General features: G+C 67.3%; 17 protein-coding genes. 9 read left to right on the top strand and 8 right to left on the bottom strand.

Annotated features, from left to right (window positions below; translation table 11 throughout):
• Positions 1 to 22: 22 nt before the first annotated feature.
• A complete protein-coding gene (locus ACW176_RS09790; RefSeq protein ID WP_492111821.1) occupies positions 23 to 337 on the bottom strand; it encodes a PadR family transcriptional regulator in 315 nt (104 codons plus the stop codon).
• An 89-nt stretch (positions 338 to 426) separates the two neighbouring features.
• On the opposite strand from ACW176_RS09790, the gene ACW176_RS09785 reads away from it, so the two are divergent.
• Both ACW176_RS09785 and pseG read left to right on the top strand, forming a co-directional pair.
• On the top strand, positions 427 to 1,143 hold the full coding sequence (locus tag ACW176_RS09785; protein WP_492111820.1) for a cytidylyltransferase domain-containing protein: 717 nt from the start codon (positions 427 to 429) through the stop codon (positions 1,141 to 1,143).
• Positions 1,140 to 2,132: a UDP-2,4-diacetamido-2,4,6-trideoxy-beta-L-altropyranose hydrolase gene (gene pseG / locus ACW176_RS09780; RefSeq protein ID WP_492111819.1), complete on the top strand. Its 993-nt coding sequence runs from the start codon at positions 1,140 to 1,142 to the stop codon at positions 2,130 to 2,132. The genes ACW176_RS09785 and pseG overlap by 4 nt, the downstream gene beginning before the upstream one ends.
• 3 nt (positions 2,133 to 2,135) lie before the next feature.
• Here pseG and ACW176_RS09775 read toward each other — a convergent pair whose 3' ends face one another.
• Complete coding sequence (locus tag ACW176_RS09775) at positions 2,136 to 2,555, bottom strand: hypothetical protein (protein ID WP_492111818.1); 420 nt, start codon at positions 2,553 to 2,555, stop codon at positions 2,136 to 2,138.
• Between the two features lie 130 nt (positions 2,556 to 2,685).
• On the opposite strand from ACW176_RS09775, the gene ACW176_RS09770 reads away from it, so the two are divergent.
• The 5 genes from ACW176_RS09770 to ACW176_RS09750 all read left to right on the top strand — a co-directional run bounded on the left by ACW176_RS09770 (position 2,686) and on the right by ACW176_RS09750 (position 6,745).
• On the top strand, positions 2,686 to 3,075 hold the full coding sequence (locus ACW176_RS09770) for a limonene-1,2-epoxide hydrolase family protein (RefSeq protein WP_492111817.1): 390 nt from the start codon (positions 2,686 to 2,688) through the stop codon (positions 3,073 to 3,075).
• 140 nt (positions 3,076 to 3,215) lie between these two features.
• Positions 3,216 to 3,863, top strand: a complete 648-nt coding sequence (locus tag ACW176_RS09765; RefSeq protein WP_492111816.1) for a class I SAM-dependent methyltransferase — start codon at positions 3,216 to 3,218, stop codon at positions 3,861 to 3,863.
• Complete coding sequence (locus ACW176_RS09760) at positions 3,860 to 5,122, top strand: NAD(P)/FAD-dependent oxidoreductase (RefSeq protein ID WP_492111815.1); 1,263 nt, start codon at positions 3,860 to 3,862, stop codon at positions 5,120 to 5,122. The genes ACW176_RS09765 and ACW176_RS09760 overlap by 4 nt, the downstream gene beginning before the upstream one ends.
• The gene (locus tag ACW176_RS09755; protein WP_492111814.1) at positions 5,119 to 5,823 is read left to right on the top strand and encodes a WbqC family protein; all 705 of its coding nucleotides are present in this window, start codon (positions 5,119 to 5,121) and stop codon (positions 5,821 to 5,823) included. Before ACW176_RS09760 ends, ACW176_RS09755 begins: the two co-directional genes overlap by 4 nt.
• A gap of 61 nt (positions 5,824 to 5,884) precedes the next feature.
• A complete protein-coding gene (locus ACW176_RS09750; RefSeq protein ID WP_492111813.1) occupies positions 5,885 to 6,745 on the top strand; it encodes an SDR family oxidoreductase in 861 nt (286 codons plus the stop codon).
• A 1-nt stretch (position 6,746) separates the two neighbouring features.
• Here ACW176_RS09750 and pseI read toward each other — a convergent pair whose 3' ends face one another.
• The 3 genes from pseI to ACW176_RS09735 form a co-directional block, all read right to left on the bottom strand.
• Entirely contained in the window at positions 6,747 to 7,802 is a 1,056-nt protein-coding gene (pseI, locus tag ACW176_RS09745) for a pseudaminic acid synthase (protein WP_492111812.1), read from the bottom strand.
• Positions 7,803 to 7,861: 59 nt separating this feature from the next.
• On the bottom strand, positions 7,862 to 8,155 hold the full coding sequence (locus ACW176_RS09740; RefSeq protein ID WP_492111811.1) for a glycine zipper domain-containing protein: 294 nt from the start codon (positions 8,153 to 8,155) through the stop codon (positions 7,862 to 7,864).
• A 76-nt stretch (positions 8,156 to 8,231) separates the two neighbouring features.
• The gene (locus tag ACW176_RS09735) at positions 8,232 to 8,459 is read right to left on the bottom strand and encodes a DUF433 domain-containing protein (RefSeq protein ID WP_492111810.1); all 228 of its coding nucleotides are present in this window, start codon (positions 8,457 to 8,459) and stop codon (positions 8,232 to 8,234) included.
• Between the two features lie 45 nt (positions 8,460 to 8,504).
• Between ACW176_RS09735 and trxB the strand changes: the two genes are divergently transcribed.
• Both trxB and ACW176_RS09725 read left to right on the top strand, forming a co-directional pair.
• The gene (gene trxB / locus ACW176_RS09730) at positions 8,505 to 9,515 is read left to right on the top strand and encodes a thioredoxin-disulfide reductase (protein ID WP_492111809.1); all 1,011 of its coding nucleotides are present in this window, start codon (positions 8,505 to 8,507) and stop codon (positions 9,513 to 9,515) included.
• Entirely contained in the window at positions 9,515 to 10,000 is a 486-nt protein-coding gene (locus tag ACW176_RS09725; protein ID WP_492111808.1) for a GNAT family N-acetyltransferase, read from the top strand. Before trxB ends, ACW176_RS09725 begins: the two co-directional genes overlap by 1 nt.
• Positions 10,001 to 10,079: 79 nt before the next feature.
• On the opposite strand, the gene ACW176_RS09720 is transcribed toward ACW176_RS09725, so the two are convergent.
• The 3 genes from ACW176_RS09720 to ACW176_RS09710 form a co-directional block, all read right to left on the bottom strand.
• Positions 10,080 to 10,487: a hypothetical protein gene (locus tag ACW176_RS09720; RefSeq protein ID WP_492111807.1), complete on the bottom strand. Its 408-nt coding sequence runs from the start codon at positions 10,485 to 10,487 to the stop codon at positions 10,080 to 10,082.
• Positions 10,488 to 10,740: 253 nt separating this feature from the next.
• Positions 10,741 to 11,973, bottom strand: coding sequence for a cell wall hydrolase (locus ACW176_RS09715; protein ID WP_492111806.1), 1,233 nt, complete (start codon positions 11,971 to 11,973; stop codon positions 10,741 to 10,743).
• 7 nt (positions 11,974 to 11,980) lie between these two features.
• Complete coding sequence (locus tag ACW176_RS09710; RefSeq protein ID WP_492111805.1) at positions 11,981 to 12,460, bottom strand: Dps family protein; 480 nt, start codon at positions 12,458 to 12,460, stop codon at positions 11,981 to 11,983.
• Positions 12,461 to 12,576: the final 116 nt, after the last annotated feature.

The raw sequence follows: 12,576 nt of genomic DNA, 5'->3' as shown, positions 1-12,576 counted from the left end.
GCCATGGATGAAGTAATTGCCATCAGCTGGCCCCTTGGGTCGAAAGCTTCGTCGAAGCGCCAGGTGACCGCGCTCTAGCGTCGCGGAGCGCCGCCTTTCCGGCCCCAGTCATCCGGTAGGCGTGACGGGCGGGCCGACCCGGCCGCTCGGGCTCCAGCCACTGGCTCTCCAAGAGGCCCCTGTCGTGAAGCCGCACGAGGATCGGATAGAGGCTGCCCGATTTCAGGCCAGTCTCGGCGGCGATCTCCAGCCCGTAAAGCCACGCATCTGGCGCGGCGCTCAGCGCTTCAAGCACGGCGATCGTCTGGGGCGAAAGGCGTCGGATGATGGCGGTCATGAAGCAACTCTATATAGGTAGATATACCCGTCAAGAGGGCGAGAACGAAGGCGGTTGGGCGACGCAGGAGAGCGCGCTAAACAAGCTCCATGATCCTCGCCGTCCTCCAGGCCCGCATGAGCTCCACCCGCCTGCCGGGCAAGGTGCTGATGCCGATCCTGCGCCAGCCGATGATTGTGCGGCAGATTGAGCGGGTGGCCCGCTCCCGGCGCATCGACAAGCTGGTGGTGGCCACCAGCGACCAGCCCGGCGATGACATCCTGGCCGAGGCCGTCCGCAAGGAGGGGATCGCCGTCCACCGCGGGCCCTTGGACAATGTTCTGGAGCGTTTTGTCGGCGCCCTGGACGCCCATCCCGCCGACCACGTGGTGCGCCTGACCGCCGACTGCCCGCTGGCCGATCCCGAGCTGATCGACGCGACCATCGACCTGCATCTGTCGACCGGCGCAGACTATGCCAGCAACAGCCCCGAAGGCGCGGCGTTTCCCAAGGGTCTCGACGTCGAGGTGATCACTGCCGCAGGCCTGCGCCGCGCGGCCGCGCAGGCCGACAGCCAGGAGGCCCGCGAGCACGTCACCTGGGATGTCTGGAACAACCCGCTGCAATGGAAGATCGCCTGGTTGCCCGCGCAGCCGGGTCAGGACGCCATCCGCTGGACGGTCGACCGGCCCGACGACTACGCCTTTGTCGCCACGGTCTATGACCGCCTCTACCCGGCCAATCGCGCGTTCACGTCGGCCGACATCAAGGCCTTCGTCGCCAAGCGGCCGGATCTGGCGACCTATGGCGGCGACCGGCGCGGATGAGCCGCGCCCCCGCCATCCTGTTTGTCTGCGACGCGGGACCCGATGTGGGCGGCGGTCATGTCATGCGCAGCCTGACCCTGGCGCAGGCCCTGACGGCGGCCGGCGCGACCTGCGCTTTCCTGGCCCGACCGGCGGTGGAGGCGGTGCTGGACATCTTCGCGCCCGACACCCCGCGAAGCGTCGCCGCCGAGCCCTTCGAGGCCGTGGTCTTCGACCACTATGGCCTGTCAGGCCGCGACCACCGCGCCTTGGCAAGGGGTCGCCCTACCCTCGTGATCGACGATCTGGCCAACCGTCCGCTGGAGGCTGATCTGGTGCTCGACGCCGGCCCGGCCCGGCGTGCGGAAGACTATGCCGGCCTGACGCCGCCGGGCGCGACCCTGCTGCTGGGTCCAAACTACGCCCCCGTGCGCCCGGCCTTCCCGGCCCTGCGCGAGGCCGCTCTGGCGCGACGCGCGGCTGGCGGACCGGTACGACGCATCCTGGTCTCGCTGGGCCTGACGGATGTGGGCGGCGTCACCGGACGGGTGGCGGACCTGCTGCTGGCCCGGCTGGGCGACACCATGCTCGACGTGGTGGTGGGCGGCGGCGCGCCCAGCCTGCCGCGCCTGCAGGCGATGAGAGACCCCCGCGTCGTGCTTCACATCGACACCCAGGACATGCCCCGCCTGACCCTGGAGACCGATCTCGCCGTCGGGGCCGGCGGCTCGACCAGCTGGGAGCGCTGCATCCTGGCCCTGCCGACCCTGACCCTGGTTCTGGCCGACAACCAGATCGCCGCCGCGACGGCGCTGCAAGCGGCCGGCGCCAGTCCATGCCTGACCGTCGGCGCACCGGATTTCGACGCCGCTTTCGGACGCGAGATCGATCGGTTGATGGCGGACGAAGGCCTGCGCGCCGCCCTGTCGGCAGCCAGCGCCAGGATCTGCGATGGCGGCGGCGCCTGTCGCGTGGCCGCCGCGTTTCTGGCGCGGATTGCCGGCCCCTAGGCCCTAGTCCTTCGCCGCCCGCCAAAGCGGGCCGACGGCCAGCAACAGGACCAGGATGTTGAACCCGGCATTGGAGGGATTGCCGGACGCCAGGGACCCGGCGCTGTCCACGACGAACCAGGCCAGAAGACTGGCCAGCACTGCGCGGCGCACACCTTCAGGCGCGGCGTCATGGACCGACGATGACAGGCACCAGATCAGTACCCCCCAGCCCGTCAGAAAACCCCCGGTCAGCGCAGAGAGAAACACGGTGTCCGGCGAGCCATAGGTCGTCGCGCCATCGATCGGCCAGCTGAGGAGATCGAGCGTCAGCCTGGCCGGCTCCCGCGTGCCCGCCAGGGTCCCAAGAAAGAACACGGGCCCGAACGCGCCGACGATCAGCGCCGTGACCTTCAGCCAGGCCTTGTGGAACTTTTGGGACATCTGCGCCTCCGCCCTATCCTTGGCGGGGTAGGCTGAGCCCGGAGCGGCTGTGGTTCAATTACCTGCCAGGTTATTGCTGCGGTCCAGGACCCCTGTGACCATCGCGCTACCCAAACCCTGGAGCGTCATCATGGTCAGCCTTGCCCAAAGCCCCCTCGCGATCGTTCGCCAGTTCATGAAGGCCATGGAGCCGCTGGACTATGACACGGCCCTGAGCCTCGTCGCCGACGACTGCGAATATGTGAATCCGCCGCCTCTGCCGGTCGTTCATGGTCCGGCCGGCATTCGCAGCCTCCTCGAACCGTTCTTCGCGCCGACCCTGGAGAATGAGTTCCGGGTCCTGCGCGAGTCCGCCAGCGGGTCGCTTGTGTTCCTGGAACGACTTGACCGGCATCGCCTCGCCGACAAATGGGTCGAACTGCCGGTGACGGGCGTGTTCGAAGTCCATGACGGCAAGATCACCTACTGGCGCGACTATTTCGACGCGGCCTCGATCATGTCGCAGTGGCCCACCGGCTAGACGCGGAACCAGGCCCCCTTAAGGGAAAAAACCCGGCGGCCTGCGACAAACCGCGCTGCATCACCTAACGGCCGTTAACCAAACGTTGGGCGCTTGGGCTGGATTCTGCATCGACAACCTCGTTGCCGGATTCCCCGCCCATGCCCGCCCTGCCCGATATTCGCGGCCTGAAATATCCGGACGAGTTCGTCGCCCGGCATTTCTTCAAGCGCGGCCTGCATCAGCGGACCGGCCGGGTGGTCGAGCTGGGCGGCGGGACGGGCAATAATCTGTCGCTCTACGCCGCCTACGGCTGGGCCCTGACCGACGTCGACTATTCGCAAACCGCCCTCGACGACGCCGCCTTCAATCTGGACGGCAAGGTCGAGCTGATCCGCGCCGACCTGTCGCAAGGCCTGCCCGACCTGGGCGAAACGCCCATCGACGTGCTGCTGATCCCCAACCTGCTCTGCTACCTCACCGACGCCCAGGCGAGCGCGGTGCTGACCGCCGCGCGCAAGAGGCTCGCTCCCGGGGCCGAGGTCTTCGTGCGCACGCGTCTGGTCGACGACTATCGCTGCGGGAAGGGCGTGGAGCAGGAACCCAACGGCTGGCGGCTCGACACCCCGGAGACCGGCGAGGCCGGTCTGTTCAATCTTTTCTATACCGCTGATGGCCTGGTGCAGCGCCTGGTCCAGGAGCTGGGCCTGGTGGAGCCCACGGCCCTGAAGGTATCGTTCGACAACATCCAGAACGGCGTGCGCGTCGCGCCCAACAGCGATCTGGTCGTCTGGGGCGCCGTGGCATGAGCGAGCGCATTCGCATCATCGGCGGCGGGCTGACCGGCATTCTGGCGGCCTTCGAGGCCCATCGCCTGGGCTGGCGCGACATCACGATCCAGGAGCGCTTCGAGGCCCTGGGCGGCGTGGCGCGGCCCAGGCTCCGGCATGGCAGAGAGATGCGCGACGGCTGCATCTATTTCGGCGGTTCCGGCGACCCGATCGTCGAGGCCCTGACCGCCCATGGCGCGCGCTTCGAGACCTTCGACAACCGCTTTGGCTCGGTCAGCCTGGGCGCCGACGGCCACAGAGTGTTCACCTGGGACTTCGGCGGCCCCGCCGTCGACTGCGCCGTGACCAGGATCGGAAGGCCGGTCGGCGACAGCCTGGCCTCCCGCATCGCCGCCTACCCCGCCCCCATCGCCGCCCAGCTGGAAGCCTATTGCCGCTGGCATCTGGAAACCGACCTCGACACCGTGCACGGCGAGGCCGCCATCCCGCTGGCCATCAACCGCGTGTTTCCGGCCGCCGCCGATCTGAGCGACCTGGCCCGGTTGAAGGCGACCAACGCCTGGGCCGACGAGCTCTACGCCATCCCGCGCGGCCTGTCGGGCCGTACCGCCAACCTGACCGCGACCCTACCGGTCGGCGGCTTTTCCACCCTGTTTGATGCCTGCCACAAGGCGCTGCTGAACCTGGGCGTGAAGGTCGAGCTCAATGCCCTGGTCTCGCCCCGCGCCCTTATGGCCGCGCCCGACGCCGACGAGACCGTGGTCTGGGCCGCCAATCCCACGCCGCTGTTCAAGCCGCTGGGTCTGGCCACGCCCACCCTGCTCAAGAAGAGCTTCGCAACCTATGTCTTTGAGGTGGACTTCGACGGGCCGTGCCCGGTCTATGTCCAGAACTTCACTGCCCAGGGCGCGGCCTTCCGCGTCTATCTGTACGAGAGCGGCGGGCAAAAGCTGGCTGTGGCCGAGTGCGTGCGCGAGGCCGATCTCGCCAAACTGCCCACCGAGATGCGGGTCCTGATGTCGGGCTTAGGGTCGCTGAAGGTCGGCGCCCTGCTGCATACCGACGTCCAGCCCCGCTGGATCTATCACACGCAGGCCGCCATCGACGGCCTCAAGGCCCTGCGCGGCACGCTGGCCGACCGGTTCGGCGCGAGCTTCATCCCCGGCGCCTGGGAGCCCTATGCCAAGGCCGCCAAGCTGGCGGAAGTCAATGCGGCCCTGCTGGCGGCCCGCGAGGGTGCGCCCGCCCTGGCGCCCATGGTCGCGAAGGCCGGATGAGCCTGATGACCACGGCGGCGATCATGCAGCCGACCTATCTGCCCTATCTGGGCTATTTCCAGCTGATGGCGGCCAGCGACGTGTTCGTCTTCCTGGACGACGTGCAGTTCGCCCGCCGCTCCTGGCAGTCGCGCAACCGCATCCTCACGGCCAATGGCGAGCTGATGCTGACCGTGCCGGTGAAAAAGCACGACCGCGACACGCCGATCTGCGCCATCGAGATCGACGACAGCCAGGGCTGGCGCGACAAGCATCTGGCCGCCATCCGCCACGCCTATGGCAAGAGGCCCGCCTTTGCCGAGGGCTGGACCTTCGTCTCCCAGCAGTTGGCGCTGCATCCGGGCGGCAGGCTGGCCGACCTGACCTGCGGCATGGCGGTAGCCGCCGCCCAACAGATGGGTCTGTCGCCGCGCTTCGTGCGGGCCTCTGAGCTGGCGGCGGCGGGTGCGCGGTCCGAGCACCTGCTGGCCATCTGCCAGGCCGTCGGGGCCACGGCCTATGTCTCGCCGATGGGTTCGGCCGACTATATGGAAGAAGACGGCGTGTTCGCGGCGGCGGGCTTTCCAGCGCGATTCCAGAGCTTTGTTCAGGTCGACTATCCGCAGGGCCATGGCCCGTTCGTGCCGTTCATGGGCTTTGTCGACGCGCTTATGAACTTGGGGTGGGACGGGATGGCGGCCCTGCTTTCGCCCACGCCCTGACGCCCTCTGGATATCACCCTGCACATGTCCCATCTTCCCTCCAACAGGGGAGAAAACTCGCATGACTCAGGCCAAGTCCGTCGTCGTCACCGGCGTTTCCACCGGCATCGGCTGGGCCATCACCAAGGTGCTGACCGCCAAGGGGTTCCACGTCTTTGGCAGCGTGCGCAAACAGGCCGACGCCGACCGGCTGCAGGCCGAGTTCGGATCGGGCTTTACGCCGCTGATCTTCGACGTCACCGATGAGGCCGCTGTCACCGCCGCCGCGCGCAAGGTCGAGGCCGCTCTGGACGGGGCCACCCTGGCGGGTCTGGTCAATAATGCCGGCATAGCCATAGCCGGCCCCCTGCTGCACCTCCCGGTCGAGGAGTTTCGCCAGCAGCTTGACGTCAATCTGACCGGCGTCGTCATCGCCACCCAGGCCTTTGCCCCGCTGCTGGGGGCCGGCGGCGCCCCTGTGAGCACGCCCGGCCGGATCGTCAACATCTCTTCGGTCGGCGGCAAGAACGCCAACCCGTTCATGGGCCCCTATTGCACCTCCAAGTTCGGTCTCGAGGGCCTGTCGGAATCGCTGCGCCGTGAGCTTTTGCCCTTCGGGGTCGACGTGGTGATTGTCGCGCCGGGCGCGGTGGCTACCCCGATCTGGGACAAGGCCGACAGTGTCGATGTCACCCGCTATGACAACACGATCTACGCCCCTGCCCTGGCCGGCATGAAGGCCTTCATGCTGTCGATGGGCAAGTCTGGCCTGCCGCCGGAAAAGATCGGCGAAACCGTGCACACGGCCCTGACCACCCCGACACCCAAGACCCGCTACGTGGTCTCGCCCGACCCTTTCCAGGTATTCATGACCGGCGTCCTGCCCAAGCGGACGCTGGACAGGATCATCGGCAAGCGGCTGGGGCTTTTGCCGGCGGGGTAGCCTAACCCACCATCGACCAGTCCAGCGGCTCGCCGCGGGTCAGGTCGCGCGACGCCTTGCCGGCCAGCACCTTGTCGAGATCGGCGGGCGGCAGGCCATTGCCGGGGCGGACCGAACGAACATTGGCCTTGGTCAGCGGCTCGCCGGCCTTCACATCAGCGGTGACATAGAGCGAGCGGCGGAAGAGCAAGGACGTCGCCTCCGAGCCCAGGGTGTCGTAGTGGGCGCGGCCCAGCGAGGCCCAGGCGTTCTTGGTATCGTCGACCAGGGCCTTGAACTCAGAGGGCTCCAGGCTGAAGGCCGCGTCAGGGCCGCCGTCGGCGCGGGCCAGGGTGAAGTGCTTTTCTACCGCACAGGCGCCGACTGCGACCGCCGCCACCGAGGCCGCCGTGCCCGGCGTGTGGTCCGACAGGCCGACCGGGCAGCCGAAACGAGCGGCCATGTCGGCGACCGTCCGCACATTGGCGTCGGCGAAGGTGGCCGGATAGCTGGAGACGCAGTGCAGCAGCAGCACGCCGTCAGCTCCGGCCCCCAGGGCGGCGTCGAGCGCGGTCTGCATCTCCTGCAGGTTGGCCATGCCGGTCGAGATGATCAGCGGCTTGCCCTTGCTGGCGGCATACTGGATCAGCGGAATGTCGACGGCCTCGAACGAGGCGATCTTGAAGGCCGGCGCGCCCAGGCTGTCGAGCAGATCAACCGCCGTATCGTCGAACGGGCTGGAGAAGATGGTTACGCCGCGCTGTTTGGCGCGCTCGAAGATCGCCGCGTGCCATTCGAACGGCGTGTGGGCCTCTTCGTAGAGTTCGTACAGGGTGCGCCCGTCCCACAGCCCGCCGTGGATCTTGAACTCGGGCCGGTCGACATCCAGCGTGATGGTGTCGGCGGTGTAGGTCTGGATCTTGATCGCATCGCAGCCGGTCGCGGCGGCGGCGTCCACCATGGTCAGGCAGCGCTCAAGGCTGCCGTTGTGGTTGCCCGACAGCTCACAGATCACATAGGGCGAGAAGTCCGCGCCGATTTTGCGGCCAGCGATCTCGATGAAGGGGGAAGCGGTCATGGCGCGGTCCGGGCAAACATGGTTTCCGCCAGTTTAACCCGGGAAAGGTGGACGAGGCGTCAATCGCCGCCACCTCCGCCGTCTCCGCCGCCGTCCCCATCGCTGGAATCATCGGCGTCGTCTGACTTCGACCCTTTTGATGAGGAGCCGATGTGGACCCCGCCGCCATCGCCGCCGTCACCCCTCTTCTTGTCCTTTTCCCTGGCCTGGCCGGACGCCATCATCGCCACGCCTGAACCGGCGCCGATGGCGACCCCGATAGCGACGCCCATCGCCAGATTGTCAAAAGCCACGCCCAGCGCCGCCCCCAACGCGGCGCCCAAGCCGATCCCCAGACCCAAGCCACCCTTCATCGTCCCACCTCGATTACAGTCACGTTCGTCGCCAGGGCAGTCTCAAGATCGGGACAGGCCTGGTCGATCAGGAACTTCAAGCGGCGACGACGGCCGTATCGGCGACGGCCGCCGCTGCATAGGCCAGCGCGGCCAGGATGTCGTCTGCTTCAAGATAGGGGTACTCAGCCAGAACCTCGGCGCTCGTCATGCCGGCGGCCAGCATCTCCAGAACGTCCTGCACGCGCACCCGCAAACCCCGGATGCAGGGACGCCCTCCGACCTTGCCGGGCTCAATCGTGATGCGTTCCAGCAACGAGTTCATGCCCGCAATATAGCGCCGATGTGGAATCGCTACTAGATATCGCCCATGTCGACCTCCCCCGCCCCCCGCACCACCCGCTGCCTGATCATCGGTTCAGGTCCCGCCGGCTACACGGCCGCCATCTATGCCGCGCGCGCCCTGCTCAAGCCCGTGCTGATCTCCGGTATCCAGCCGGGCGGCCAGCTGACCATCACCACCGATGTCGAGAACTATCCGGGCTTCGCTGATGTGATCCAGGGCCCGTGGCTGATGGATCAGATGAAGGCCCAGGCCGAGCACGTGGGCACCGAGTTCGTCAACGACATCGTGCTGACCGCCGACCTGTCCAAGCGGCCTTTCCACATCACCACCGACAGCGGCCAGGACTGGCTGGCCGAGACGGTGATCATCGCCACCGGCGCCCAGGCCAAGTGGCTGGGCCTGGAGAGCGAGAGCCGGTTCCAGGGCTTTGGCGTCAGCGCCTGCGCCACCTGCGACGGCTTCTTCTACCGCAACAAGGAGGTCGTGGTGGTCGGCGGCGGCAATACGGCCGTCGAGGAGGCCCTGTTCCTGACCAGCTTCGCCAGCAAGGTCACGCTCGTGCACCGCAAGGAAGAACTGCGGGCCGAGAAGATCCTGCAGGAGCGCCTGCTGGCCCACCCCAAGATCGAAATCGCCTGGAACAGCGCCATCGACGAGATCGTCGGCGACACCAATCCGATGGGTGTCACCGGCGTGCGCCTGAAGAACGTGGTCACCGGCGACCTGAGCGAGCTGAAATGCGACGGCGTGTTCATCGCCATCGGCCACGCCCCGTCATCAGAACTGTTCAAGGGTCAGTTGGAAACCCACGCCAACGGCTATCTGACCGTCAAGCCCGGCACGACCTCGACCGCGGTACCCGGCGTCTATGCGGCGGGCGACGTCACCGACGACATATATCGCCAGGCCGTCACGGCGGCCGGCATGGGCTGCATGGCCGCCCTGGAGGCCGTGCGCTTCCTGGCCGAGGAAGACCACGTCCGCGACCATCACCCCATCAGCCACGCCGAGGCCGAGAAGATCGGCGTCTGGTGATGCTGATCCGCGAAGCCACGGCGGCCGACGCGGCCGAAATCCGCGCGGTCGTCGCCGCAGCCTTCGGCCAGCCTGACGAAGCCGATCTGGTCGACGCCCTGCGCGCCGACGGCGACGCTCTGGTCGAACTGGTGGCGGAAGATGATGATTTCATCGTCGGCCACATCCTGTTCAGCCCGCTCACCACCGACACCGGCCGGCGCTTCGCCGCCCTTGCCCCACTGTCGGTCACGCCGGATCGCCAGAAGGACGGCGTCGGCACGCTGCTGATGCAGGTCGCTCACGAGCTGTGCCGCAAGGCCGGGATCGAGGCGGCGGTCGTGCTGGGGGACGAGGGCTACTACACCCGCGTCGGCTACGCGTCAGAGGCCGCGCTGAAGGTGACCGGACCGTTCTCGGGGCCGCACTTCATGGCGTTGGCGCTGGTCGATGGCGCGCTGGAGGCTCCGGTGGCGGTGACTTACGCCAAGGCGTTTGCGGTCTGAGGCGGGCGGGGCGTCGCGCATCAGGTCCACGGCGAAAGCGCTCCAATCAGGCCCCACGACCGACATCACAGAAGACCAATCAAAGCCCGGCGGCGCGAACGAAGACAGCCTCGAATTGTGCGCCAGTCTTGCGCCTGAAGGTCACGGTCTTGGGCACACCCGGCTCGAAGCCCATATGCTTCTTGAGCTTGAAGACGCTGTTGCCAGGGACGTCCGTGCTGTCGATCCTGACCAACTCGTCCCCGACCGCGACACCCGCATCCATGGCCTGGGAGTCCCCCTGGACCTGATTGACGACGATCCTGGCGACCGTGGTTTTCGTCAGTCCGGTGGTCATCACTTGCACGGAAAAGCCGATCTTTCTCGGCCGGGGCTTGGCGCCGGCCTCTGCTGACACGGCCAGGGCCAGGGCCAGGGCCAGCATGGTCACTCCGAACACGACAGACCGGCGCAAAGGGGCAAGCTTGATCTTGTCGGCGACGGTCATGCGAGTTGGTTCCTGATTCAAGGCCTGTTTGGCCCTTCTATTCAGACTGGTCGCAAAGACCCATGGCCTCAAATTGCCTAAGTGATATGCATTTTTGCATGGATACGCTCAGCTATCCTCAGCAAGAAACTTGATGGCAATCGCCTTATTCTCCCGAAGGCGGGCAACTGCTCGCGTCAAATCCTGGCCGTAGCGCGCCCTCAGGTCCACCCCTGTGAAGGCGTGGAGGGCGATCGCGTAGGTACTCCCGCCGCTAGTTCAGCGGCGTGAACAGGCTCGGCGGCCGCGGTTTCGGCTTGGGCGGCGGCGGCGGGGGTTTGGGGGCCTCGACCACCGCCGGCTTCTCGGCCGCCACCTCGGGCAATCTGTCCAGCGCGCGGTTGATCTCGGCGATCTCTTCGGGCGTCGGGATGCGGCGACCGGCGACCGTGCCTTCCAGGCGCAGGCGCTCGCCACCGGGGGCGCTGGCGTCAGGGGTCATGACCAGATGGGCCCCCGGGGCCAGGGTGGTGGGCACCAGACCCGCCGCCTGGGCCTGAGCCAGGACCTGGGCGTTGACCACCGACCCGGCGGCCAGGGCCTCGGCGGGCGCGGCTTCCAGGGTGCGGTCGTCGCCGGCCAGCAGGATGTCGGCGGTGACGTCCTCGCCGCCGCGATACTTGCCGCGGAACGCCGCCAGCGTGCCTGAAGGTCCGGTCCAGCGATAGAAGATGTGCTGGCCCACCTGGCGCAGCTTGACCAGGGTCGGGGCCCAATAGGGCGCGACATAGCTGGCGTGATAGTGGGTGGCGACGCCGACATCCTTCATCACGAAGCCGTTCAGGGCGCGGCGGGCCACCGACTCGGCCGTCGCCCACAACACCGGATTGGGCTCACGCGCCAGGGAGCCGTCGCAGGTGAAGCTGAACTGGCAGCCTGTGGCGCGGGCCGCGCCTTCATAGATCACGCCGCACACGGTCTTGGGATAGCCGGGGTGGCGCATGCGGTTCAGCACCGTCTGGGCCACGGCTTCCTGGCCGGCCAGGGGCTCGAAGGCGGACTCGAAATAGACCGCCTGGGCCAGGCAGCGCAGGGCCTTGGTGCGGTCCTCGCCCGAGGCCTTCAGCACGAAGGGTCGGGCCGCCTCGATCTCGAGCGGCGCGGCCAGGCGCAGGGAATTGATCAGGCGGGCAGTGTCGAAGTCGGGCGTGACGTCTGAAAAGCGCGGGATCGAGGCTAGATCCAGCCGCTCCCAGCCCTCGACCCGGCCCCAGTAGTTGGTGTGCGGTCGCGGATCATGCCGACGCGCCAGGGTCAGCATGGCCGGGTCCATATTGGCGACATAGCGGGCCAGGGCCGCGTCGGAAAAACCGCGCGTGATCCGCGCCACGCCGGCTTCGCGACCATAGCCGCGCGGCACGTAATAGGTGGCGCACGCGGAAAGGCCGCCCAGCAGCAAAAGCCCCAGGGCGGCCCTGACTAGACGCTTGGAAACCGGCGCGAGCACGAGGCGGCTATTTGCCGCCCAGGGTCGCGCGGATCATCCAGGCGTGTTTCTCGTGAGCCTGCAGGCGCTGGGTCAGCAGGTCGGCGGTGGCTTCGTCACTGGCCTCATCCGCCGCCGGGAAAGCAGCGCGCAGGGTGGCGATCACCGTCTCGTTGTCCTTTTTCAGCTCGGCGAACATGCCTTCCCAATCCTGTTGGGGATCGCCGTCCTTGATGCTGGAAAGATTGCCGAAGGCGGCATAGCCCTGCGGCGCCAGCTCGCCCAGAGCGCGAATACGCTCGGCGATGGCGTCCAGCGCCGTCCATTCCTCGGTATACTGACCTTCCAGCAATACGTGCAGGGACTGGAAGTTGGGGCCCCGGACGTTCCAGTGATAGCCGTGCGTCTTGAGATAGAGCGCATAGCTGTCAGCCAGCACCCTGTTCAGTCCGGCGGCGATCTCGGAGCGTTGCTCTGCAGACAGTCCGGTATTGGGCGCGACAGCCATCGTGATCTCCCGTGTTGCGTGTCCTAGGTAAGCTCGTCCATGGTCTTGGCAAGCCCTGTTTGGGCGGAGAGCGACAAAGGTGGGTCACCCCGCATCATCACCGATCGTCAGAGACC

Source organism: Caulobacter sp. FV1ye13L, from assembly GCF_058681155.1.
Note: the sequence above shows the minus strand (reverse complement) of the source record. Positions and strands in the feature narration are given on the sequence as shown.